Origin of the sequence: Spirosoma validum (assembly GCF_014699035.1) — a bacterium.
Classification (GTDB): Bacteria; Bacteroidota; Bacteroidia; order Cytophagales; family Spirosomataceae; genus Spirosoma; species Spirosoma validum.
The window spans coordinates 307,812-333,069 of sequence record NZ_JACXAA010000002.1 but is presented as its reverse complement, the minus strand read 5'-3'; the positions used below and the strand labels follow the sequence as shown (position 1 = coordinate 333,069).

Sequence of the window (25,258 nt, the reverse complement as noted above, 5' to 3'; positions counted from 1 at the left end):
TGCGGGTTAAAAAGTCAGGTTGATGCCGACCGTGTGAAATCGGTAGAAGGGAAATCGCTGGCTGAATGTACTTTGGTTGTTGTTATTCGTATCGCCCGTGTTTGATACGGTGCGTGAAGCCTCGGGGTCCCAACCGTCGGTGATCTTTGAGATCTCCCATAAATCGTTACCTGAGTAATACAACCGTAGTCGCTGAATACGAGCTTTCTGGGTTAGTTTCTGGGGAAGTGTGTATCCAAAGACCAGATTCTTCAGCCGGAGGTAAGCACCATTTTCGGCTACCCAATCCGACGGGATGTAGTTGTAGTTATTGATCGTTCCGGTTGACGAGATACGGGGCAGGCGGGCGTCCGTCCGTTCGGGTGTCCACCACTGATTCAAATAAGCCGAATTTTGGGCCTGGAAAAGAACAGCTGCCGGAATCCGCCAGTTTCCATCCCGAATGATGGTCCGTTCGCCAACACCCTGGAAAATAAAATTGAAGTCAAATCCTTTGTAATCGAGTCCACCATTGATACCATAGATCATTCGTGGATTGTCGGTACCCAGGTATTTTGCGTCGCCTTCGAACGTAAGCTTACCATCGCCGTTGAGGTCTCTGAACATGTTGTCGCCCAGTTGAAGCGACGCGTTACGGGCCGTTCCACTGGGAATACCGATGTTATTGCCAGGAATCAGCTTTTTATAGGCTTCCAGTTGCTCCTGCGTCTGGATACGTCCGGCATATTCCAGGCCGAAATACGAATTGATCGGGTAACCCTCCACGGCGCTGTTCAGGCCACGGTTATTGCTATTGAATAGTGTCTGTCCACCAAAATCAACCAATTTGTTCGTGAAGTCAGAGACATTTCCACCAAACCGGTAGTTTAGCTGGCCGACGCTGCCCCGCCAGTTGAGCGATACTTCCCAGCCTTTCGTTACCAGATTACCGTTATTACCGGCTGGTGCCGTTGAGCCTAGAACAGTCGGGTAGGTGCGGGCAATGAGCATGTTATCGTTGTTCTTGATAAAATACTCAGCTGCACCTGACAGGCGGTTTTTCAGTACTGAAAAGTCCAGTCCGAAGTTAGTTGTTCTGACACGCTCCCAGGTTCTGTCTAACGCAACCAGACCACCCGGCGCTACGCGAACAGCGGGTGACGTACCCAGAATTGGGTATCCGGAATTCGTACCGCCCGGCGATGAGCTTAAATTGAGTAACTGGATGTAATCATACAGACCGATACCACTTTGATTCCCTGTAGTGCCGACCGATGCCCGTAGCTTCAGTTCATTGATGAATGGAATATTTTTCATGAATTCTTCCTGCGAGATTCGCCAAGCTGCAAGCACCCCACCAAAAAGTTTCCAGCGATTTTCTGCGCTGAACTTTGAGGAGCCATCGTAACGGAAGTTGCCTTCCAGGAGATATTTATTCCGAAAAGTGTAGTTGGCCCGACCAAAGTAGCCTGCAAGAGCGTAGTGGTTTTGCGCTTCTGTGTTCGTACGTGAAGCCGCATCGCCCGTTCCCAGCGCCAGAGAAGTCGGTACGCCCGCCAGGATGTCCTGCGTACGGGTCAGAAAGCTGTTAACTTCGTCACGCTCATACTGAGCGCCCGCCGTTAGATTAAGGCTATGGTCGTTGCCGAAAGAGGTTCCGTAATCCAGATAAGCGTTGAGATTATAGTACGCTTCCCGACGGGCTGCCCGTTGGTAAAAACTTCGGTTGGCACCTGACGGCGTTAAGGTCGAAATAAGCTGGGTGCCACTGTAGTCGTAAAATGGAATCAGATCTTCATTGGTCCGGTAGTCGGCATTGTGAAAATAGTATCCAGCCGTAGCTACGGCTTTAAGCTTTTGGGTAAAGGTATACGTAGCACTAAAGTTCGTATTTAATCTAGTGTTATATTCTTTGGCGTCACCTCCAAACTGTGCGATGTTGTTAGGAGCCGCGTTGGCAATTCCTGACCCCCATACGTATGCTTTGCCATCGATGGTTGAGGTCGGTAATCCGGGCTGGATACCGTTGTTCAAAACGGCTCCGATGTTAGATGGCTGGATGATGTCATTTTTTTCCAGCGAGATATTTGATTCGATCTTGAGTTTAGGCGATACCTGATAATCGTTCACTAGGCGCAGGTTATATCGTTGGTTAGAGTTATTACCCCACCGAAGTAAACTGCCATCATTGAGATAGCCTAGTGAAATACGGTAACCCGCTTTATCAGATCGAGATGAAACACTCAACTGATGTTCCTGCGACGTAGCATTTCCCCACAATATATCCTGCATGGTGCCGTCGAAAAACGAAAAGTCTTTGACATCCGTAAAGCCAGTGTAACCAGCGGCTGTCCACTGTGCGTAGGTTAGGTTGTTGATACCGTTCTTTTTGGCATAGATGGCTGCGTTCGCCAGATTTATCCAGATATCTGTAGGAGCGAAAGCATCAGCCTCCCGCGCTTCTTTAATCATGGGTCCCCAGCCGTTTACATCAACCAGTTTAGGCTGTAAGCCAATTACTTTTCGCGAAACTGATCCGTTATATTCGATGATGGCCTTACCTAATTTAGCCCGTTTGGTCGTAATAAGTACAACACCACCAGCGGCACGAGCTCCATAAATAGCAGCCGCTGCGTCTTTCAAAAAGGAAATATTGTCAATGTCAGCGGGGTTGAATGAGTTCAGCGCACTGGCACTCGGAATCGGTAAGCCATCGACGATAATCAGCGGTTCTGTCGAATTGACGGATGAGTTGCCCCGGATTAAAAAGCTCCAGCCTTCGCGACCTGGCTGCGACGAACTTCGGGTGACCGCTACGCCCGGCACCTGTCCCTGCAAAGCGGCCAGTGGACTGGCAATTGGGCCTCTGTCCTGAAACGTCTTGGCATCTACCGTAGCGATAGCCCCGGTTAAGGTTGCTTTCTTCTGCGTCCCGTAACCAACCACCACAACCTCTTGTAAGCTTTTCGTATCCGGGGCTAATTTGATGGCTAATTGAGTCCGGTTACCGGCGCTCACCTCCTGATTTACATAGCCAACGAATGAAAACACCAACGTTACGTCCGGGCTGGGGACACTGAGCGAAAACTGGCCCTGAGCATCGGTTGTTGTACCGCGAGACGTTCCTTTTACGGCAATTGTTACACCTGGTAAGGGAGCGTTGTTTTCGTCGGTTACGGTACCGGTAATGGTTTCGTCGGCTGCGGTAGCTGGCGTCTCCGTAGACGGCACGGCGCTACGTGGTTCCACATTCCGTAAAATGATCTGCGAACCAACCACTTCGTAGGTAACGTGAAGCGGTGTGAGTAGCGAATTGAGAACCTCAGAAAGCGGCTGATTCTGCACCGACAAGCTCACCTTTCGGTCAGAGCGGATGACCTGTGGACTGTAAATAAACCTGACTGACGCCAGCTTGCCGATTTTTTTGACAGCCTGCTCAATTTGCAGGTTTTCAATGGATACAGAAATAGGTCGGTTTAAGACCTCCTGTCCCCTACCATCGAAGGCCAGCACCAGACTGGAACACCAGACTAGAATGAAGACCTGATAAAACGCTGTTCGCATGATTTTTTCGAAAATCACCCGTGGTTTTGTATTGATTCGCATAGAAGTAAGGAAATATACTCGTTTACGTTTGGCACAAAAAATCCCCTTACCCAGTCGGACCGCAGATGCGGAGTGTCTGGATTTAAACCGTTGTATTGGACTGGGGAGTTAAAAAAGGAAACTGGGTTGATTAGACAGTCGTAGCCTATAGGCACTGAGCGCGCAGGCTAGTGTAGGAGCAGCAAAAAATTAGACAGGTTCATAGGATTCTGTAGGTTTAGAGTAGTTATATTAATTTGGCTGACCAGATCCACCTCACCGGCACCCTTTGCTATAGACAACAATCTGCGCATCAATTACCTCATAATGCGAATCGGTTGCCCGACAAATGAGATCCAGCTTCTCAAACAATGATTCAGCCCCAAATTCGGCGGTCAGCTCGCAACCCGCCAGCAGGTCAGTGTCGTAATTAATGACGATACCATATGTGGCTTCCAACTTTTTAAACACCGTAACGACCGGCGTATGCTCGAACATCAGCGACTGAGGCTGGCCGGGTAGCGTTGCGACAGGCTCCGGCATGGCCACTAATGACCGTTCCAATTGCTGATCCTTCGCCTGAAACGTTACCTGTTGGTTTGGGGTTAGAATCAGCGCCGGTTCGTTTGGAGCTACGTTGCCCAGATTTCCGGTGAGTGGGGTCTTAAAAACCGATACTTTTCCCGTTCGAACGATCACTTTGGCTTCCTTATCGTTGGGATAGGCCCGTACGGTAAAGCTAGTGCCTAGAACCTGCGTCGTTAGCTGGTTTGTATATACCATAAAGGGTTGCTTTGGGCGACGTATTACTTCAAAAAACGCTTCCCCAACTAGAAACACTTCACGTTGTCGAGCCGTAAACGTGCGTGGAAAACTGATCTGGCTACCCCGGTAGAGGGTTACCTTGCTTCCATCGGGCAGACGAACTAACTGACTGGCATTTGTGCTGTTCCGAACTTCCTGTAACGTACCAACCTTCTTCTCAATGACTTGCTGATAAACAGCTATGGGCGTATCGGGTGTGCGCCAGTAAAAAAAAGCTAACGTTCCAAAACCAACCAGCAGAACAGCGGCTGCGATACGCAACCAGCCTGAAAATCGGCTGGGTCTCGGTTGCCACTCTGGTACCAATTCTAATTCGTTCAGATCCTGAGCTTTCTGCCGGTTGATCCGAATACGGCTTACCTCCGTGGCCAGTTCCTCATCCGATAGCTCTTCCTGCGCCTGCTGCAACTGAGTGACGTAATGACGAGCGGCCAGTACCATATCCACTTTGTCGGGATTGGTCTGTAGCCATTGATTCCAGAAAGCCTGTTCGGCAGGTGAGTTGGTTAGTACCCACTGTCGAAAGCGGCTATCCAGCACAAAGTCATCGAACGTGTACTTGGTATAATCAGGCATGGATGCGGCTGGCAATTTCCCTGTTTAGTAGGAAGTAGACAAATGATTTCTGATCATACTCTTTTTCACAGATTTTTTTCATAAAATTTTTGAAGAGAATGATGACGCGGTCAAGTAGCTTTTATTTATTCGAATGAACGACAAGAAAATGCCCCTGCTCAAAGTGCTAAGCTTTAAACAGGGGCAGAAATATGAGCTTAATGGATGCGTCTGCTATGAGAAAAGACGGATAGGCAAGGAATTGCGAAGCTGAGTCATTGCCCGGTAGAGAAAATTAGCGACGGTTTGTTTTTCAACATCCATCACTTGGGCAATATCGTCATTGGAAAGTCCTTCGTAAAATTTCAGGAACACAACTTCCTGCTGCCGTTTCGGTAAATGAGAAACAGCTTCTCGTAAATTTTGCTCGGTACTGAGCTGTGTTTCTCCAGCAATCCAGGTAACTTCGGCAGTAAGCTCGTCTATATGGTAAATGTCATTTTCTGGATCTTCTTTAACTGCAAGAGCCCAATCCCGTTCCCGACGGAGTTTTCGCAGCAGATTGTTCCGTAGCGCCTTGATTAGATAAATAGTCACATAAGGTGTATCGACAATCGCCTTGCGTCGATTCCAGAGCTCCAGAAATAAATCCTGAATACAATCCTTAATCAAATCCCTGTCTTTGGTAAACCGGGTGGCGTAATTAAATAATACCCGGTACCTAGCTTCCACCAGTTGATCAAAGGCTTTCTCATCATCCGCTCGAAACCGAGCCCACAATTGTGCCATGGTTTGTTCATCCGCAGGAATTGACACCGAGTTAGCCATGATTAATTGGTAAATACTTTAAGTTAATGTTGTACAATTCTGACGCAATTTAAACAAGCGACATTAATGAAAGTCTTACCGATACGTATATTCAAAAGCACAATATCGCGGCAAAATACAATTCACCTAGTAAAGTAAGGAAACTTGATAAATGTTTATTCAAAATCCTCTATGATCTGTTTCTTGAATATATTCTACTAAAATACTCCATAAGTACAAGACAGCAAGCTATTTCATGCAAAAAAACGAGTCTTAAACCGTATATTTTTTTGCAAACGTTTCCGGAAACGTTTGCATTATGGAATTATGACCAAAAAAGATTAAAATTTTCCGTGTACAATTGCTCACACGACGTGTGTCTTATCACTTAAACGTTTAATTCCCCGAGAGCTCTTTATTGAAAAAGTAATATTTCAGCGATTGCTGCACTTTATGAAAAACACACCTGTAACGATCAAAGACATCGCCCGCAAATTGAATATATCTATTTCAACCGTTTCACGGGCACTACGTGATATGCCGGAGATTCATCCCGATACACGTAAGGCCGTGATACGATTGGCGGAGGAACTGGATTATCAGCCTAATCAATTGGCGAAAAATCTGGTAAAAAGCCGTACCAAAACAATCGGCATTATTTTCCCTAACTTATCATACCATTATTTCTCGGCTATGCTAAACAGCCTGGAAGAAGCCTTTATGCAGGCGGGTTATAGCGTCTTGGTGGCCCAAACTAATGAGTCGTACGTACGCGAAACCATCAGTATCCAAAACCTGCTGCGCAGCCAGGTAGAGGGGCTTGTTCTTTCGCTTTCCCGTGATACCTCTACCTTTGATCATGTTGAGCGATTAGTCAAAAAAGGAATACCAATCGTATTAGTTGACCGTACAGCCGATATTACATCAGTGTCCAAAGTAATGGTCGATAATCGGGCAGCTGCTTTTAAAGCAACCGAGCATTTGATTGAACAGGGTTGTCGTCGGATTGGATTTTTGGCGGGACCGCCCCAGTTATCCTTAAGCAGCCAACGAATTGAAGGGTATTTAGCAGCTGCTGCCCAACATAACGTAACGGCTGGCGGTCAATACGTACGGCACTGTGATTACACCAATGAAAACACGATCTTACAAACTCTGGCGCTGATGAGTTTGCCCAATCCACCCGATGGGGTCGTTACTATAAGTGATCGGATTGCTTATCCAGCGCTGTACGCGATGCAACAGAAAGGATTGGTTATACCGAAGGATATAGCCATCGTTAGCTTCAATAACGAACCAGTATCGGCCTTTTTTTCACCTACTCTAAGTAGTATAAATCAACCGATTACAGAGATGGCAGCTGAAACAGTCCGCTTATTATTGCGTCAGATTGAAAGTAAGGATGAAGTAAATAGTGAAACTATTGTATTTGATACGCAACTTATTATCCGTACATCATCAGTACGAAGCAGCTAAGTGCTGAAAATCTGCATCACTGCCCATCTATCATTCCTTTATAAATAGTGTCATTTGATGTCCGAATAACTTTTACAGCAAGTCACAAAGAAAAGACGCCCACATGAGCAAGAACTCAATGGGCGTCTTTTACCGACCATATCACTGGCGAATCTTCGAAAATAGTATCGTGGCCGAAGTGGCGCTATGGCTTTATGGCGGTATCTGGGGATAAATGGCCTAGGATTTATCAATTCAGTTATCGGCATGTCAGTTGCGTGACAAGCTACATTAGGCGTCAATCTGGTCTACGGCTTCTTCGGCCACAGCCGCCATTGCTGTTTTTTTATACTCCCCCCGATCTATTTGCACTAACATTCCCGTCTCACAAAAGCTACTAAGCCAGCGGGTTTTTGTTCGTTCTGCAACACCCTGTCCACTAGCAATGGCATTAACGGTCTTCATCTCAAAATGCGCAGGAAGAGCATTAAAAAAGGTCATCCGTTTCCCAGTAGCGATATGGATACTCGGGTGCTGCGGCATCGTCCTGTAGAGGTTAAGACTTTTCTGAAATGAAATATTTGCCAGCATCAACGCCAGTTCAAAATCTACATCATCACAGACCCAACTATTTATAAATCCATCTACATTTCCAGTGACGGGATCGACCCGACGAAAAAAGGAAAGTGTCATTGCCAGTCGTATGACCATCAACCCATGACGCCGGGCAATACTGACCGAGTAATCTCCACCAACGAAATGAGCGGTTGCCTGCTGCTGTTGACCACGCTCATCAAGCAGGTCCCATTGTTTGTCGGTGAAGCTAACTTCAACCCGTAATGTTTGGGTTTGCAGCCATACCCTGTAAAACCATTCTGACCACTCGGTATAATGGTCATCTAACGAACTTGACCCAGCGCTCGGCCTTAGGCTACGCCATTGCATGCTGCTCACACCGCGCAAAAACAGGAATCGGGAATACAAACCATCCTGATTACCTTTGAAGATCGATAAAATCTGATTATCTGTCCCAGCGATAACCACGGATAACTTAGGCTTTTCAATTTCAATTAGTTCATTATTGGTTTTCCTTGATAGCCCTACCCGCTCATGATGATAGGCCTGACGGAACAGCGTGCTTAATTGACTGCCATGATCGCTTTTGAAGGAACCTGCTATAACATCGGCTTCTGTCTCAACCATAATCAGCGGCAGGGATTGGTTATCTGCCATCTGCTGAATGAACTTAGCCGTGGTTATATTGCCTGGCACCAGCAATTGTGCCCGTTTGGGCCTGGTTGGTATCTTATCCGGCTGGTCGGTCTTCAGGGAGGATCGATATTGATCCATCTGCTGCTGATAACTTGCCAGAGCGCTCTGATAGCTCTCACTCAAATGGCGATTAATACGCTGGAGTAGCTTAGTACCCAAACTAACCACTCCTTTACCGCCAGCCGGTGGACAGACGATAAAAAGCATCAGGTTTGGATATATCCGTCGTCGATCATAGATAGCACTGACTTCGGGAATGATACTCCCCCCTACCACCAGAGTGGTCATCAACGCTGTCAAGTATTCACTATCTTCGTCATGGCAGTCCATCAGTCGTTGTAAGGCGGTTGGCAAGCTGGCTTTCAGAACTGACAGATCCGTATCGGCAGTCTCGTCAATACAATTAAATGATCGTTTTACGTCGAGCATACTTAGTGGAGTGTACATTATCTGAGATAAACCAGTTACGAGCTAAATAATTACCATGATTAATCTTCTTACAGAAGTAGGCAATTCCCTTGACAGTAATGTGCAACTCGGGTCTATTTTCTCCATTCGGCATAGATAAATACCGACTGATAATTAGTCGAGAGTTAATGGCAGCTCGGCTGGGCAGCAAATCATCCGTTAAGTATTCCTGGCAATACAGCCAGTCGATGAATGCCTGAGCACCACCAGTCATTTGGATGATATCAGCAGCTTGTGCCAGTGAAAATGTTGTTGGATTTTGGTTCATGGTTAGTACGGAAGATCGTTTAAATCGGTCAAGTCAGGAATGATACGTTCGTTGCCGTTGAACTTCTTGTCAAAGTAGTTGAGTCCTCTGATCGTCAGGGAGGGGATCAATGTAAACCGTTTAAAATTTCTCGGATCTGGCAGTGAGTGCATATCGCCCACAAACCAGCCTGCATTAATACAAAATTGGTAGGGCCGTAAATCTTTGTCCAGGTACCGTTGTGTGCGTAAGGTGAAAATAAAGTTCTGTACCCCACCTGAGAAGTGTAACAGATCGGCAGCTTGTGTCAGCGAAAAAGTGGTTTGTTTTGTCATAAGATTAAGATTTGGCACATACGTCCTGAGGAGCCACTATGAGTGACTCAGAAAAATTCATTGACAGAATAGTGGAAGAATCAAATCAAGGACTGCTTAGATAAAGACAGTCTCATTCTTTACTGACATTGTAGCGCAATGAATGCACTGATTTATTCTGGGGATGTTCTTTTCTTGATGTCGAGATTTATCAAGAAGCTTTTCTAGAATAATTCTGCGGATGTTTCGGACATCATTGTCTGCGCCCCCTTTTCTTAGTTTTTACATACTGATCTGCAACAGCATTGATCTCAATATGAGACATACACGACTGTCCCTTTAGGTATTGATCTATCTCTGATTGTAGAAAGGTCAATCGACGGCCTAGTCGTTTAAAAGGCAATTCACGACGTTGTACTTTACCGTACAGTGTCGTCACTGCTGGTTTGCCAGGTAAATAATCGCTCAGTTCTTCGATCGTCATCCATCTATCCGCTCCAGACTGTAATACAGTGGGTACTTGGAGCGACTTAAGCGCATCGATACAAGCTTCAAACACTAATACTTTGAATTGCGTACGGGGTACTACAATGAATTCATTATCCATGTTCAATATTTTTTTTATGAAACATGGCACAAAAATGGAAAGCTCAATATTGCACTTAGAATCAAATGCACTAAATGCACCAAATGCACTATAAGGGCATAAGCTTTCTGAACTTTTCTTGTATATCTGGATCTATACTGTTGTCAAAATACCTTAAATGTTCACCGAATTTTAAACCTTGAAAAAAATCCTCCAACAATCTTGCCAACTGCCTCTTATCCAAATGATTAGGAATTTTTTTGCAATATTTCAATCGGTCTATCCAAGCAATAAGAATTTTTTTGCTACCATCTTTCCGGCCGCCCAGCCATTCATTATCGCTATTAATTACTGGTTTATCAGACCTAAAATTTCTTAGTATTCCCACATACTTATCTAAATCTTCAGCATTATCAAAAAGATCATTAAAAGCCTTTACTGAAGGAACGCTAACATCTAATTCAAACGATATATTTTCATTTGAGGATGAGAATATATCGTTTGAATTAGATGTTAGAATTCGAGTAAAATTTTTATCCAGTTCAGCATACAATAAATCCATACTCTCTACCCTTGCAGGTTTTCCGGTAAATAGCTCCTCAAAACGTGCATAAGTTAATTCATTCTGCTTCGCTTCATATAAAAGATATATTGCTTTATTAAAGCTTTTATAAAACTCATAAAATGATTTCTTCGTCACAGAATCTAATACATCAGAACTGATTGACTCAAAAATCTCGCTTACGGGATATTCTATTCTCTCGCGAATATCTTCTTCAGTATAAGACACGTTTTGATTTCTGTCGTCTATCTCTTTTTTACCTTTCTCAACCCAATCTGTCAGCAAATTAATCGCTGCCATCCCTTTTGAAGTTCTATAAAGCGGTTCTAACTCTAGCCGTATTTTTTCGACGCTGCCTCCTCTTAATAATACAAGGAATAATCTTTGAAATTCAAGTTTAATTTGTTCAGGTGTCATTTTTAAAACGGTTATAAGCTAATTTTAATTTTGTCCGCAGCATCCCGTTTCGCCTGATCCACAATTTTGGTGTAAATCTGCGTTGTCTTCAATTCGCGATGCCCAAGCATTTTTGAAACAGTATAAATGTCTGTTCCAAGTGAGAGTTGTAATGTGGCATAAGTGTGCCGGAAGCAGTGAAAAGATAAGTGCTTCCCTTTAATTCCAGCTTCAGCTGCCCACCGACGTAGGACTTTATTGAGCGTAGCAGAGTACTGTAGCCCTGATAAAATAGGCTGATCATCGCTTAAACGTGCGCCTAGAACTAGAACGGCCTGTTCCGAAATGGGTATTACTTCGACGCCTTTGGTCTTTTGCTGGGTAAAGTGGATAACATATCCATTCACGGCATCATGTCGAATCTGTCCCCAAGTCAAAGCTTCAATGTCCGAGTATCGTAAACCCGTTAATGCTGAGAATAAGCCAGCTTGTTTAAGTTGAGGCATGGCTGGACAATCAGTACGGGCCAGAGCTTGCAGTTCTTCTAGTGTTAAGTATTCGCGATAGGTCTCATCTGGCCTGATGCCCTCTACTCTAGTACTTAAGTCAATTGCCAATAAGCCTTCTTTAAAAGCCTGCTTCAATGCTGCTTTGAATTTCCCAAAGTAAGCAACGGCTGAATTTGTTGCTAATGCATCACCATTTCGCCGGTTTTGTGCTGTTAGGAGAAAACTTTTAAAAGATTCGCATTTATAAGGCGTCAGGTCTGAGAACCGTAGCGTTCCACCAGTAAAATCTTGCAGATAATACAGAGCACTTGTCCAGTTATCGGCATTACTGCCTTTACGCTTTGCGGCTAACTGCTCAAAATATTCGACAAAGCAGGCCATCCGTTGCCGCTTGGAAAGAAATCCATAGGCACCCATTTGCACATCAATCTGCCGTTTGGCTCGGATGGTTTCGGCTAGAGCTAACGCTTCAGCATTCTGTTCTTTATCAGCTGGCGTCTTTGGTCGATTGAATAAATACATCCCTAAAAACTCACGCCGGGTAGGTTTACCCGTGTCAGGATGAGGAATTGCCGGGTAGTAATCTAAATACAGACTGGTGCGTCCGTTACTAATCGGCTTCTTACGTAAATGAACCTTAATCATGATTGAATAGGTGTATAAGATAATAGCTCATCAATCCGGGTCTTTGGCACGTACGCGTAAATACCACTGTACTGCTTAGGAATATCATTGCGCTTGATTAGTTCATACAGCGCTTTTTCAGAAATACCATATCTCTGCATAACTTCTTTCATGGTGTAACATTCCGACAGTAGTACCGGAGCTGGACGGCTTTGCTCTAATAGTTGGGCTGGCCGATCAAACAGTAGATCAATATCAGAACGACGTATAACCGTACGACGGTTGAGCTTGACGAAAGGCAACTCTCCTCGCTCATTGAGTCTGTATAAACTACGGCGGCTGATACGGATGAGCTTTGCCGATTCATCAACAGTAAGAAATTCCTGAGCCTTCAAATCTTCGATAGGCTGCGTTTTGATCTGCTGAGTCTGCTGATTACTCATCTCAACTTTTGCCGCCCTTTGACGGGCTTTATACGCCCTTTTCGCGCAGGTGTCACTACAGGTTTTCGTTACCGTCGTACGGGCTTCAAATTCCTTTCCGCAGTGCTGGCAAATACGTAAGATTCGAATGTTAGTGCTCATTGTGTCAGGAGATGCAGATAAGTGTCATAATGTGCATGTATGTGTCAGTTTGTGCCATCTTTTCGCCTAAAAAACGGGCATTATACAAAACCCGCAAATTGAGATACAACGAAGGTACAAATGTATGATGAATATACATTTATTATCACTGAATAAACGGGTGGTAACAGTAACAAAAAAGCCCCTTTAAAGGGCTTTCATTGCGATTTATAATGATAATGATACTAATTCAGTAGGTGCGTTTACTTTCCGATACAGAACTTACTGAAAATTGAATCCAATAAATCATCTGTTGTTATCTCACCCGTAAGTTCGCCAAGATGTCGTAAGGCCACTCGTAAATCCATGGCCAGCCAGTCAGGTGTCACGCTTGCATCCAGTCCTGAAATAGCACGCGCCAACGCATCATCCGTTCCCGTGAGGTGTTCGTAATGTCGAGCGTTCGTCACCACAGCACTACCCGTTTGTACAGCCGTATCGGTACGTACCCGGCTCGACAACACAGCTTTCAATTCGTCTAAATGAGTTTGCTGAGCAGCCGAAATCCAGGCAACCTTCTCTCCGGCAACGTTCTCTAAGGCTTGTTTTTTCTCATCGGTCAGCGCATCGAGCTTGTTTCCTACCAATATATAGGGCTTTCCCGACAAACGGATTTCCTGAATCGCTGATTGCAATTCGTCCGGCGTTATATTTTTTCCATCGAACAGATACACAACCAGAGCAGCATCCCGCATTTTCTGTTGCGTCCGTTCAATACCGATGGCTTCGATCTGATCAGTCGCCTGACGCAGACCGGCTGTATCGATTAATCGAAAGCGAAGGCCGTCAATAAATAATTCGTCTTCGATGACATCTCGGGTTGTGCCAGGAATATCGGACACAATGGCTTTTTCTTCATTCAACAGTGCATTCAGAAGAGTCGACTTACCCGCATTGGGCTTACCAACGATAACGGTCGGAACGCCGTTTTTTATCGCATTACCAGCCGAAAATGACTCTATTAATGGATGCAGAACACGCCGAATATCGAGCATGAGTTGCCGGAGTTGTTCGCGGTGGGCAAACTCAACATCTTCTTCGCCGAAATCCAGTTCCAGTTCGACCAGGGCGACAAAATCGATCAGTTGCTGGCGAAGCGTCTTGAGTTGCTTCGAAAAGCCTCCGCGCAGTTGTGTCAGGGCGGCTCGGTGACTGGCATCCGAATCCGAAGCAATCAGATCGGCAACGGCTTCAGCCTGTACTAAATCAAACTGACCATTCAGAAAAGCGCGTTGCGTAAACTCGCCTGGTCGGGCCAATCGTACACCTTCGGCTGTCAGCCGACGTAACAGTTGCTGAATAATAAACTCCGAACCATGGCATGAAATCTCAACGACATCCTCTTTCGTAAACGACTTTGGCGCACGAAATACGGTTGCCACTACTTCGTCGATCAGACTGCCATCCGTATTACGTAACGTACCAAAATGGGCGGTATGTGACGCTTGGCGGGTCAGGTCTTTCCCGTAAAAAATCCGGTTTGTAATGTCAATGGCGCTTTCGCCCGACACGCGAACAACGGCAATAGCACCGATGCCCGGCGCAGTAGCCAGCGCAGCAATAGGTTCTAACTGGTACAAGTTTTTGCGTTTTTGCGTTTAGCAGCCCGACGTTTGAAGCTGATACCATACATAGCGTATCCGTTTCAATTCCGCACTATAAACTAGATAACTGAGCCGAAAAAATAGGCAATCGACCGAACAGGCCCGCCAGTCGTTTCTCGACCGGTACGTTTGGTATTCCCAACCAATCGGCGTAGTGATCACCCAGAAAGAAACGCATTTCACCGGCTGCGAGGTTCCGGGCTGTTTCGGGGTTGGCAGAACCAAGCTGACGGGCTACTGCATCAAGCAATGAACGAGTCAACCCGATACCGGCTTCGGAAGGCGCAAATTGCCGTTTGGCAATGGCCTGACCGAGCATATAGGCTTCACGTAAATTTTTCGGAAGAAGTTCTTCAGCGACGCCATTCAGATAATCCACTACGTTAATGTGATGCAGATAATCCTCCTCTTCCTGCTCTGTTGCTTGTATGCCCAACTTGCGCAGGCCCATTAATACGACATACGAGAATGTTAGGTTTGTCCCGGCCATATCCTCCTGATTGATCGGATGTCCCCATTCCATAGTCCATCGGTTTGAGTGCAATGAGAACCAACGGGCGCCGGCATGGATCAGCCGGACTTTCAGGGTTTTACGGATAGCCCTTCCCGTTAACCACTCTTTGGGGTTGTTGACCGCAAATACCCATTCTCCAGTTTCCTGCAATCGGCGACTGGTATCGTTTTTGATACGTTCGGTTAACCAGAGTACCTGTGCCCCATTAGCGCCCAGATAAGAATAAGGAAGTGAAAAGAACCCGAGCGTTAGACCAATCTGATTGGCATGTTTTTTAAAAAAAACCATCCCTCGTTTCATCTTTACCGGATCAGCCCAGGTTGGCAAATGGGCATATTGACTAAAGAAATCCTGAACTGTCTGAGGTTGACCGGATATAGCTATATCGTTCGGATTAGCCAGCCAATGCATCAATGACCGCAAGCCCGTTGGGCCCTCAGCCTCAACAATACTGGTAATAACTGCGTCGGCTGAAGAATCTCCCTGCTGCCGATACGTCTGTAGTAGTTCGTCAGAAAAAACGCGGGAAGGTTTTATTAATGTTGGCATCGTATCGTTGTCATATACCTCCGGGTAACGATACGTAGAACGAATTGGTTTGTACCACCACTGTCCCAGCCTTACAGGCGAATCTGTAAACCATCGTATCCCAGTCGGATAGTAGACGGCAATTCTTTTTCGACCTCACTGTGCAGGCCAAGCTTATGACTAATGTGGATGAAATACGTTCGGTTAGCGCCTACCCGTTGCGCCAAAGCTACGGCCTGATCGAGAGTGAAATGAGAGATATGCTCCTGACGCTGGAGCGCATCAAGGACAAGTATTTTAGTCCCGTAAACCTTCTCCAGCTCCTCGTCCGAAATGTAATTGAGGTCCGTGAGATACGTAAAATCGCCAATACGATAGCCAAATACGGGCAACTTATGGTGCATGGCTTCGATTGGGGTAACCGGTACCGATAATACGTCGAAAGGCTGGTTACTGATCTCGTGAAGCCGAATACGGGGAATACCGGGGTACTTGTGTTCGGCAAAAATGTAAGCGAATTCGCGCTGAAGTTGCGCTAGTACTGTTGGGCGGCCATAAACAGGCATGTCCTGCCCTGACCGGAAATTATACGCTCTGACTTCATCCAGACCTGCCGTATGGTCTTTGTGTTCATGCGTAAATAAAACGGCATCGAGCTGCTGTAGATTCAATCGAAGGACCTGCTGGCGGAAGTCTGGACCCGTATCGATGACGAAACTATGGCCGTCTACGGCTATATGAACCGACGAACGCAATCGTTTATCCCGAAAGTCGACTGAGCGGCACACCTCGCATGTACACCCGATCAGCGGTACACCCGATGACGTTCCCGTACCCAGCAGCGTAATAAGCATAAGGAGGAAGGGGAAGAAGGAGTAAAGGGAGGAGAGGGAGTTGGTAATACGAACCCTTTACTCTCTTTCTTCCCTCCCCTCCCTTTACTCCTTTTTATTTATCCGTTAGTTGATTGACCACTTCTACCAGCCGATCAAAGTTGAGTGGCTTTACGAGTACGTCGTTAAAACCGGCGGTTTTGAACTCTTCTTCTGTGTAATTTTTAGCGTTACCTGTAATGGCGACGATAGGCACCTCGGCCTTTTCCTTGTCTGGTAAAGCCCGAACACGCCGAACACACTCCATACCGTCCATCAAGGGCATATTGATATCTAACAGGAGGATACTGAAGTCTTCTTTTTCCAGAATCTGCAACACTTGCTCACCATTTTTGACGGCTGTAATGTCGTAATTCTGAAACTCAAGAATTTTGCGGGCCAGATTCTGGATAACGGAGCTATCTTCGGCAATCAGGACGCGTTTGGAAGCTGACATAGGGCTTGAAAGATCGTGTTTCGTTTTATGGTGGTGAAATTAGCAGTTAAATCGGCAAACGCAAAAGAGCATTTTTGTCAAAAACGGTTAACGCTTTCTTTTTACTCGAATGTCTAGAGCGATTTAGTAGGCTTAACCAGAAAATTCTCTGATCAACTAGTTCTTGGTCAACCCGAGTTCTGCCACTGTTCTGATCAACATTACAGCTTATCTACGGGCAAGCTGATTTTACATCAATTTTTCCATGACAATAAATTCCAGGGGTTGTTTAGGAAGTCCAAAGCGCGGATCATCTGGAAAGGGTCGTTTCTCTCCGGTGGCCTGATAACCGCGTCGTTCGTACCAGGCAATCAGTTCATGACGTACCGCAATGACCGTCATCGTAATCGCTCGGTAGTCCTGCTCCCGAGCGATTTGTTCGGCAGAAGCTACTATTTTCTTACCAATACCACTGGTCTGTGCCTCTGGCGAAACGGTCAGCATTCCCAGATATAGGTCCTGCCCTTTCGTCTCCAGAGCCACACATCCCAGCAATTGCCCATTTTCTTCGTATGTCAAAATCGTTACGTCTGGATTTCGTAACATGATTCGCAGCCCTTCCTCGTCAGTACGAATACCATCCAGCAAATCCGCTTCCGAGGTCCAGCCTTTTTTTGAGCTTTCGCCCCGATAAGCACTGTTTACTAACCTATTTAAGCGTGGTACATCCTGTTCGGTAGCAACTGAAATGGAGTCGGTTGTCATTAATTTCTAAGAATTTATAAAAGACATTGTTATGCCGAGATACCGGGAGTCGTTTATCGTACCACTTCCCGAAAATCGAGTTGCTGAATTAACGCCGGATTCTCAGGAGTCAGTGTGAAAAATACGTCGATAGTACCTGTTGAGCCCTCTAGCTGAAAGCGACCGCGAAGTTGATTTTCGGGCATGAGTTCACCCACACGCTGAATTTTACCCACTTTGGCGTATAAATCCTGCACAACTTTTCGGCGAATCGCGACGGATTTGTCAGGAAAAAAGTTTTCTGCGAAAATGCCGCTTTTCTCAGCGTTTGTCCAGTCAGGAAGTAGCTTCACTAACTCGGCTTTACGTTGCGCCAGAATCGGCGATACGGGCAGTTGTCGAGGTTTCAGTTGCCCGATACTCACCAACGTATCGAGCACAGCTGCGTTAACAGCCCCCATTCCGGCATAGGTCAGATTGGCGTAGGCGATGACCCCAATCCCGTATTCCGTCAGAATACGCCACTGGCTCCCGAAGCCGGGTAATCCACCCGTATGGCCGATGCCGGTTTGCCCTTTGCAGTTCTGTCCCCAGCGGATTCCGTATCCATAGCCCGTTACTTCAGGACATAATTGTCCCGCCGAATTTTTAGCCTGCGCCAATAAACTCGAAAACGTCCAGGGTTGGTGCATCTCCCGAATTGAACTGCGTTTGACCGGTGGTACGCGGTTCCCCGCCGGGACATTCCGGCCGTTATCGTCGTCGGAACGTGGGGGCCAGGCAGCCTGATGCAACGCTACGTATTGGCTAAAATCCTCAATGGACGTAATCAGACCACCCATTGCTGCGTGCGATCCGTCGTGCAGTAGCGGCTCTTCCAGCCATGTTTCATCCTGCCAGCGATAGCCGTGCGCCAGCTTTTCCGCCGGAACGCGGGTATATTCCCACTGCGTATCGTTCATACCGAGCGGCTTCAGAATGGATTCGGTGATGTACTGCTGGTAGGGCTTACCCGATACAACCTTGATGATACGTCCCAGCATGGCAAACGCCAGATTACTATATTCATACGCAAAACCTGGTACATTAGAATTGGAGATTCCCCCTTTGATCAGCGTCGTTAGATCTGCATCCGTATCGGCCAGTTGGCGGTCGCCCCAGGGATTATCTTCGGGAAAACCAGCCGAATGCGTCATCAGATTACGGACCGTTATTTTAGGGGCATCAGCTGTCAGGTATTTGTGGTTTTTCAGTTCCGGAATGTAGTTTTCAGCGGGATCGTCGAGCCGGAGTTTGCCTTCGTCACGAAGCTTCAGAATGGCCATCGTCGTAAAACTCTTGGTCATTGAGGCAATTCGAAATAAGGATTTGGGTGTTGCCGGTATCTTTTTCGCTACGTCGGTATACCCTACCCCGCCCGAATACACCAGCTTTCCATCCAGAACAATACCGAACGCTACGCCCGGAAAATGCCGTTTTTCGGCGGCATCTTTATATATTTTTTCGATGATGGGGAAAGCCTCTTCTAATTTCTTCGCTCGGTCAGCATCGGCAAAAACCGGCGGTTGGTACGTTGTTACGTGGGCAACCGTACGGCTTGACGTAGTTTGTTGGGCAAAAACAGAGGAGGCCGCTAGGGCAAGGGCTGGCAAAAGCAATTTCATAGAGATGCGCGAAGTGGAGGTTGTATCAGTGCTGCTAACTTAACAAATAACCGAATAGAATACGTAGCGTGGATCTTCAGTCCGCGCAGCCGTCAGGCTAAAAATCTGGCAAACCGGTATTTCCAATTTAGCGTGGGGCTATTAGCCTGGCGGTTACGCGGACGTGGCCGTCCACGCTACGTTACTTCATGGCGTTGATCCACTCCCGCAGCAAGGCCAGGCTTTCCGTATGAACGGTTTTACGGCCGAGTTCGGGCATCATTTCGCCGGGATCGGTCGAATGCAGGCGGTAGATCAGGATGGACTCGTCAGGTTTGCCGGGTACGATGTCGAACTGATGACCACCTGAACCGCGTCCGGCTGCAACGGGTGGTTTTAGAATACCCAACGCGGTGGGGTCGGTTTCAGAAATTCTCAGATTCAGCCCCGACGTCATCGCTGGACCGTTAGGATTGTGGCAATGCGCGCAGTTGATGTCGAGCCAGGCGCGGGCGCGGTCGTTGAGGGAACCGGTTTCAGGTTTGTTCCAGACGGGTGTTTTCGGGCATGTCGACAAAGCGGGCAAACCTGTTAGCATACCGCTACGTTGCCAGTGCGCTAATTGATTTTCTTTCTTTCCAGTATACGCCAAATCACCATTGAGCTGACGTATCGACGGGCCAATGGGCACCATCACTTCATTTCGGTTGTGGCATCCTTTACACTGGTTCAGGTTTGGAATCATATACGCATGCTGGCGGTTTTCGCCTTTCGCATCGATGTACCGTACCATTTTGGTATCCCCCGCCACTTCCAGCACGGCGTCGGTTTGTTCGTCGTTCCAGACGTAATCGAACGCCTTCCAACCCTCGGCCTGGTGAACCAGTAACCGCGTTTCCATCAGCCGTCGCCCTTTAGCCGGATTGCGAAAATCATTAGAAAAATAGAAGGTTTTAATCAGGGTTGTGCCGACTGGAAAATTCAGGACCGACGTATCGTTGTAAGCAACCGCTTGTCCGGCAGGCAGTTTGACGAACCGTAGCTTCTCGGCGTAATCCGAAAACAAAGGCGTATTGAGCGTATAGGGCACTACCCCGGCCGCCGGTTGTTGATCAGCCAGCTTTCCGGTAAAGAAACCGTACTCAGATAATTTCTCGGGCACAGCCGCCGTCCGCCAGCTAACCAACGTCAACCAGGCAACGAGTACGGACAAACTCCCGAACAGATAGGTACGCATTCCGTTAGCGAGCATTGACCGCTGTTGCTTTAAGTGGCGCAAGCTGGCAATCGAAAGCAGCTGCATCGAGCGACACATTTTTGAATCCACGGCCCGCGTCGAGATTTACTAAACTCTGATTCTTGTTGTTACGAATGCAGATACGCTTGTCGGCTAGCGGTTTTCCGTCTTTATCGAACGTAGCGGGGTCAGCGATGCCGTCGTAGATAATATTCGGCACTTCCTGCCCTCCTTTCAGAATTTGTTCAAAGAGTTTGCCGTAGCGGCCACGCTGACTCGCCGGGCCGGGCTTCCGTTCGTAGACATTATCATGAATAGACACTGCCGTTGAAAACGGATAATAGGCTTTGTCTTTGATAGGCAGTTCGGTCAGCAGATAACTGATAATGCCTGTGTTAACGCTTTGGTTGTGAATAAACCGGTTGTTAAATACCTCTACACCGTTCGCAGCCAAAATCAACAGACCCGTACCGTCTGATACGCTGGCGACAATGTTTCCGGCGGGGGCGAAATTCGGCAGGTTGTTATCGTGAACGTAATTATTAAAAACCCGCACGTTTCCACCCTGTTTCTGGACCAGATCGGGCAAATCGAAGACCAGAATGCCCCCCGTATTTTCGTACGCTTCGTTGTCGAAAACATCAGCGTTTTTTGAGTTCTCGATTTCGATGCCCGCTACGTTATGATGTGCTTTGCTGTTCTTCACGACAATCCCGCGCGACTGCCCGACATAGATGCCCGCGTCGGAAGCGCCAATGGCCGTACATTGATCAATCACTACGTTGTCGCACTGCACCGGATACAGTCCGTACCCTCCGTTTTCGGCTTTGGGGCCACCCGTCCACTCTACCTTGACGTTTCGGAACGTAATGCCTTTGACGTTCATGGTTTTGATGCCATCACCTTTGCTGTCCTGAACCGTCAGGTTTTCGATAACGATGTTTTCGCCATTCGACACGCGCAGACCCTCAGCCCCGTCGGTTTGACCTTTGAAACTCAATACAGTTTTATCGACGCCTTTCCCCCGAATTACAATGCGCTTTTTATCCTGTAACGATAATGTACTGGTGAAGGTAAACGTCCCCTGATCGAGATCAATCGTGCTGCCGTCCTCGGCCATAATCAGTTTTGTCTGATAGCGTTTCTGGACATCAGCCTGTGACCAGGCCTGTGCGTAAATCAGGCAGATCATCAAGATGCATAAATAAGGTTTCATGACTAAAGGAAGTTAGGAAATAGACTTACGTAAAGTTCCGATAAGTTACACCTTTTTCTTAACTCACACGCTTGCCCTGTAGCAACATATCGACGGCTTCGTTGAAGGATCCAGCGCGGGTAACCTGCCCGGCGTTGATAAAGAAAATCTCATCGGCGGTTTCGATGGTGTTCAGTCGGTGGGCAATGATAATGCGGGTGGTGGTTTCAGGAAGATTTTGCAGAATTTCTTCCAGTAGTTGCTCCGTAACGGTATCGATGTTGGCGGTGGCTTCGTCCAGAATCAGCAGGTCAGGGTTACGTAACACGGCCCGCATGAACGCGATGAGTTGTTTCTGTCCTAAACTGATCGAATCGCCGGTTGCCAGTACGTTCGTATCCAGCCCTTCATCGAAGTGATCCAGCAATCCTTCCAGATTAGCCTCCCGGATCACTTGAGCCAGTTGCTCGTTGGAATAGTTTTGATAACGCTCGTTGCCGTATAGAATATTCTCGCGAACCGTGCCCGTAAACAAAAACGGCTCCTGCAAAATAAAGCCAATTTTACGGGTACGTTCTTCGGAACCGTAGGTGCGAATATCCTTTCCATCCAGTAAAACGGTTCCGCTCGTGGGATCGTACAAACGGGCAATCAGGGAGGCTGTTGTGGTTTTGCCCCCTCCGGTCGGGCCTACCAGCGCATAGGTTTTGCCACGTTCCAGCGTAAAACTGATGTTATGCAGCACTTCATGCCCGTTCGGATAACTGAAGGATACATTCTGAAACGACAGCAGCGACGACGTGGGTACGGTTAACGGATTTTCAAGAATTTGCAGATCGGATTGTAACGCCAGCATGTGCGAAATACGGTCCCAGCCTGCCAGCGCCACCTGGAAATTAGCCCAGAGAGCCGCTAACTGCCGAAGCGGGTTGTAAAAATTCGTTACGTACGACAAAAAGCTAAGCAGCAATCCAATCGAGAAATGGCCCGTCGAAATTAGGTAAATCCCAAATGTCAGTACGATCAGTTGGCCCACACTGGCGGCCAGTCCATAAACGGGGATGAAAACGTTATTGGCGATACCTGCTTCAACAGCCGTTCTGTAGTTCTGCTGGTTGGCTTCAGCAAAACGTTTCCGAAAATAATCGCGCCGATTAAAGGCAATGATCACCTTGAAATTATTCAGGTTTTCCTGAATTTCAGCACTCAGGCCGCCCACGCTTTTCAGGTTAACGGCATTCTTTCGTTTTACCCAGGCCGACGTAGCTTTCGTGAACAGCCAGATAAAGATAGACGGTGATAGGGCCGCAGCTCCAAGAGGAAGGTCAATAAACAGGAGAAACAACCCAGCTCCGGTCATGGTAAATAGGCTGCCCACAAACTGCATCAGCGACTGCGAAAAAAACTGATTCAGTTTATCAGTGTCATTGTTAATCCGGGAGATCAGATCGCCGGCTTTGTTCTGGTTGAAGAACGCAACGGGCAATTCCTGCAATTTAGTAAACACCGCGTTGCGGAGTTTGAACAGCGTGCGTTGCCCTACGCCCCCCATCAGGCGGGTTTGCAGGTAGTTGGTTCCGAACGCAATCGTATAAAGCCCAAGCAGCAGACCCGCATTACGCAAAACTCCGTCGTATTGTTTCGTTTGAATGTAACGGTCGATGGTACGACCAATCAGCATAGGGCCTACCAGACTCAACCCCGAATTGATCAGAATCGCGATAAACGCCAGCATCAACGTCCGGCGCTCATCATTGATGAGCGTCAATAGTTTGCGAAGCGCTTTGTACGTAGCATTTTTCTCTTCCTTCTGCCCGACAAACTGATTAAGATCGTAGTTCATACTGGTTCGTGCTCCGTTGCGATTGATAGATCTGAACGTATTCGGGGCTGATCGCCATCAATTGTGAATGGGTACCTTTGTCGATTACTTCGCCCTCCATGAGCAGGATGATCTGCTCGTAGTTTTCAACGGCTGCAATTTTCTGCGTGACTGAAATCAGCGTCATTCCGGGATAGTTCTGCTGTATGTTTGCCAGAATTTTCTGTTCCGTACTGGCGTCAACCCGTGCCGTAAAATCGTCCAGCAACAACACTTTTGGATTGAGTGCTAAAGCACGAGCCAGCATGATCCGCTGTTTCTGTCCGCCTGACAGGCTACTGCCTCGTTCGGACACGATCGTTTCCAGTTTATCAGGTAGTGATTCTACAAAATCGCCTAATTCGGCGGTGTTTATCGCTCGCTTCATCGACTCGTCAGTGACGGCTTCATTGAAGGCAATGTTCTCGCGCAGGCTCAGGTTGAACATAATACTATCCTGAAAGACAAAGCCGACCTGCTGATGAAACGTATCTTCATCGTAACTGTCAATGGATTGACCATCGTAATTCACACGACCTGACGTAGGCTTGATCAATCCAGTCAATAAAAACAGCAACTGGCTCTTTCCAGCGGCTGTTGGTCCAACAATAGCCGTCCGGGTCCCGGCGTTGACCGTGAACGAAACAGCTTTCAGAACCGGTTTTTCGCCATAATACACGGATACGTCGTGAAGATCAACCTCACCGGTTAAGGCGACATGCACTGTACCGCTTTTGGCCGCTTCCGGCGCCTGCAACACGTCGTTCACCCGCTGGTATGACGCCGACGCCTGCGCGATTACGTTGCTCATGAAACCAATGATAATGATCGGAAAAATGAGTAACGCCAGATAGGTGTTGAAAGCCGCGAAGTTGCCCAGCGACATACTTCCGACGATAACAAAATGGCCACCCAGTACCAAAATGGTTAGTCCTGCCATCGACGCGGTGAAACTAATAACCGGAATCAGTGCAGCAAACAGACGCAAAATGGCGATTCCTACATCTTTCGCATCGGTATTGGCCGCCAGAAATTTGTCGTATTCAAGCTGTTGCGAGTTGATGACCCGAATAAGCGCCGATCCCAGAATACTTTCGTTAATAACTTTATTCAGCCAGTCAATTACTTCCCGACTGCGCACGAACAACACCCGTACTTTTTTCAGCACCAGATAAAACGTAATGCCAATAATCGGTACAATGGCCAGCACTGCCAGCGCCAGTTTCCAATTGATGCTGATTAGTAGAATACTGGTTCCGATGATAAGGCAAAGGGATGAAACAATGGAGACAAGCGCCTGCGAAACGAACGTCTTGACTGAATCGATATCCGATGTCAGGTTGGTTAGTAACCTGGATGGGTTGGTCTGCTGAATGTACGCAAAACTCTGACGGGATAGTTTATCAGCCAGTTGCGTGCGTAAATCCCGGGCTACGCGTTCCGACGCATACGTCTGCACGATGCTTTGCAGATACGTAAAAACGAAAATGAGTATAGCCGCTCCCAGAAATTCGACAACTGTGGTTTTCAGCACGAACTGGCCAGCGCTATAGGCATCAATTCCATGCGAAATGAGAAGAGGCAAAACCAGATTGATTCCGTTGCTAGCCAGCGCCAGGACAATCAGCAGCAGAATCATCCGGGAATATGGCTTGAGCAGACTCAACAAAGACGGAGGAGACTGTTTAGCGGCTTCTTTCTGGGGAGTAGCTTTATCCATACGAATGTGATTAGCTCGCTAAGCAAGATGGCTACCAAATGTAAGAAAAACGGAAAAGGGGCAGTCTGTAGAGGCCAACCATTTTAATTCATTTTTA

21 protein-coding genes are annotated in these 25,258 nt (G+C 47.1%); 1 reads left to right on the top strand and 20 read right to left on the bottom strand.

Annotated features, from left to right (window positions below; translation table 11 throughout):
- Positions 1 to 6 precede the first annotated feature (6 nt).
- The 3 genes from IC230_RS06270 to IC230_RS06260 all read right to left on the bottom strand — a co-directional run bounded on the left by IC230_RS06270 (position 7) and on the right by IC230_RS06260 (position 5,772).
- Positions 7 to 3,585: a TonB-dependent receptor gene (locus IC230_RS06270; RefSeq protein ID WP_191038123.1), complete on the bottom strand. Its 3,579-nt coding sequence runs from the start codon at positions 3,583 to 3,585 to the stop codon at positions 7 to 9.
- A 255-nt stretch (positions 3,586 to 3,840) separates the two neighbouring features.
- Positions 3,841 to 4,965: a FecR family protein gene (locus IC230_RS06265; RefSeq protein ID WP_191038122.1), complete on the bottom strand. Its 1,125-nt coding sequence runs from the start codon at positions 4,963 to 4,965 to the stop codon at positions 3,841 to 3,843.
- 213 nt (positions 4,966 to 5,178) lie between these two features.
- Positions 5,179 to 5,772, bottom strand: coding sequence for an RNA polymerase sigma factor (locus tag IC230_RS06260; protein ID WP_191038121.1), 594 nt, complete (start codon positions 5,770 to 5,772; stop codon positions 5,179 to 5,181).
- Positions 5,773 to 6,204: 432 nt separating this feature from the next.
- On the opposite strand from IC230_RS06260, the gene IC230_RS06255 reads away from it, so the two are divergent.
- Positions 6,205 to 7,227: a LacI family DNA-binding transcriptional regulator gene (locus IC230_RS06255; protein WP_191038120.1), complete on the top strand. Its 1,023-nt coding sequence runs from the start codon at positions 6,205 to 6,207 to the stop codon at positions 7,225 to 7,227.
- A 270-nt stretch (positions 7,228 to 7,497) separates the two neighbouring features.
- On the opposite strand, the gene IC230_RS06250 is transcribed toward IC230_RS06255, so the two are convergent.
- The 17 genes from IC230_RS06250 to IC230_RS06170 all read right to left on the bottom strand — a co-directional run bounded on the left by IC230_RS06250 (position 7,498) and on the right by IC230_RS06170 (position 25,161).
- The gene (locus IC230_RS06250) at positions 7,498 to 8,925 is read right to left on the bottom strand and encodes a DUF3987 domain-containing protein (protein WP_191038119.1); all 1,428 of its coding nucleotides are present in this window, start codon (positions 8,923 to 8,925) and stop codon (positions 7,498 to 7,500) included.
- A complete protein-coding gene (locus tag IC230_RS06245; RefSeq protein ID WP_191038118.1) occupies positions 8,882 to 9,214 on the bottom strand; it encodes a hypothetical protein in 333 nt (110 codons plus the stop codon). Before IC230_RS06245 ends, IC230_RS06250 begins: the two co-directional genes overlap by 44 nt.
- A gap of 2 nt (positions 9,215 to 9,216) precedes the next feature.
- Positions 9,217 to 9,528 (bottom strand): phage antirepressor KilAC domain-containing protein, encoded by a 312-nt coding sequence (locus IC230_RS06240; RefSeq protein ID WP_191038117.1) that lies wholly within the window; start codon positions 9,526 to 9,528, stop codon positions 9,217 to 9,219.
- Positions 9,529 to 9,760: 232 nt separating this feature from the next.
- A complete protein-coding gene (locus IC230_RS06235) occupies positions 9,761 to 10,114 on the bottom strand; it encodes a helix-turn-helix domain-containing protein (protein ID WP_191038116.1) in 354 nt (117 codons plus the stop codon).
- Between the two features lie 88 nt (positions 10,115 to 10,202).
- On the bottom strand, positions 10,203 to 11,072 hold the full coding sequence (locus tag IC230_RS06230) for a hypothetical protein (protein ID WP_191038115.1): 870 nt from the start codon (positions 11,070 to 11,072) through the stop codon (positions 10,203 to 10,205).
- An 11-nt stretch (positions 11,073 to 11,083) separates the two neighbouring features.
- Positions 11,084 to 12,205: a site-specific integrase gene (locus IC230_RS06225; RefSeq protein ID WP_191038114.1), complete on the bottom strand. Its 1,122-nt coding sequence runs from the start codon at positions 12,203 to 12,205 to the stop codon at positions 11,084 to 11,086.
- A complete protein-coding gene (locus IC230_RS06220; protein WP_191038113.1) occupies positions 12,202 to 12,768 on the bottom strand; it encodes a helix-turn-helix domain-containing protein in 567 nt (188 codons plus the stop codon). Before IC230_RS06220 ends, IC230_RS06225 begins: the two co-directional genes overlap by 4 nt.
- Before the next feature lie 242 nt (positions 12,769 to 13,010).
- Positions 13,011 to 14,387 (bottom strand): tRNA uridine-5-carboxymethylaminomethyl(34) synthesis GTPase MnmE, encoded by a 1,377-nt coding sequence (mnmE, locus tag IC230_RS06215; RefSeq protein WP_191038112.1) that lies wholly within the window; start codon positions 14,385 to 14,387, stop codon positions 13,011 to 13,013.
- 76 nt (positions 14,388 to 14,463) lie between these two features.
- Entirely contained in the window at positions 14,464 to 15,474 is a 1,011-nt protein-coding gene (locus tag IC230_RS06210; RefSeq protein ID WP_191038111.1) for an oxygenase MpaB family protein, read from the bottom strand.
- A 71-nt stretch (positions 15,475 to 15,545) separates the two neighbouring features.
- Entirely contained in the window at positions 15,546 to 16,307 is a 762-nt protein-coding gene (locus IC230_RS06205; RefSeq protein ID WP_191038110.1) for an MBL fold metallo-hydrolase, read from the bottom strand.
- A 94-nt stretch (positions 16,308 to 16,401) separates the two neighbouring features.
- The gene (locus IC230_RS06200) at positions 16,402 to 16,782 is read right to left on the bottom strand and encodes a response regulator (protein WP_191038109.1); all 381 of its coding nucleotides are present in this window, start codon (positions 16,780 to 16,782) and stop codon (positions 16,402 to 16,404) included.
- A gap of 228 nt (positions 16,783 to 17,010) precedes the next feature.
- The gene (locus IC230_RS06195) at positions 17,011 to 17,526 is read right to left on the bottom strand and encodes a GNAT family N-acetyltransferase (protein ID WP_191038108.1); all 516 of its coding nucleotides are present in this window, start codon (positions 17,524 to 17,526) and stop codon (positions 17,011 to 17,013) included.
- Between the two features lie 53 nt (positions 17,527 to 17,579).
- Positions 17,580 to 19,169: a serine hydrolase domain-containing protein gene (locus IC230_RS06190; RefSeq protein WP_191038107.1), complete on the bottom strand. Its 1,590-nt coding sequence runs from the start codon at positions 19,167 to 19,169 to the stop codon at positions 17,580 to 17,582.
- Positions 19,170 to 19,350: 181 nt separating this feature from the next.
- Positions 19,351 to 20,400: an SO2930 family diheme c-type cytochrome gene (locus tag IC230_RS06185; RefSeq protein WP_223860365.1), complete on the bottom strand. Its 1,050-nt coding sequence runs from the start codon at positions 20,398 to 20,400 to the stop codon at positions 19,351 to 19,353.
- Positions 20,390 to 21,601 (bottom strand): parallel beta-helix domain-containing protein, encoded by a 1,212-nt coding sequence (locus IC230_RS06180; RefSeq protein ID WP_191038106.1) that lies wholly within the window; start codon positions 21,599 to 21,601, stop codon positions 20,390 to 20,392. Before IC230_RS06180 ends, IC230_RS06185 begins: the two co-directional genes overlap by 11 nt.
- A gap of 58 nt (positions 21,602 to 21,659) precedes the next feature.
- Positions 21,660 to 23,423, bottom strand: coding sequence for an ABC transporter ATP-binding protein (locus tag IC230_RS06175; protein ID WP_191038105.1), 1,764 nt, complete (start codon positions 23,421 to 23,423; stop codon positions 21,660 to 21,662).
- Positions 23,407 to 25,161: an ABC transporter ATP-binding protein gene (locus tag IC230_RS06170; protein ID WP_191038104.1), complete on the bottom strand. Its 1,755-nt coding sequence runs from the start codon at positions 25,159 to 25,161 to the stop codon at positions 23,407 to 23,409. The genes IC230_RS06175 and IC230_RS06170 overlap by 17 nt, the downstream gene beginning before the upstream one ends.
- Positions 25,162 to 25,258 lie beyond the last annotated feature (97 nt).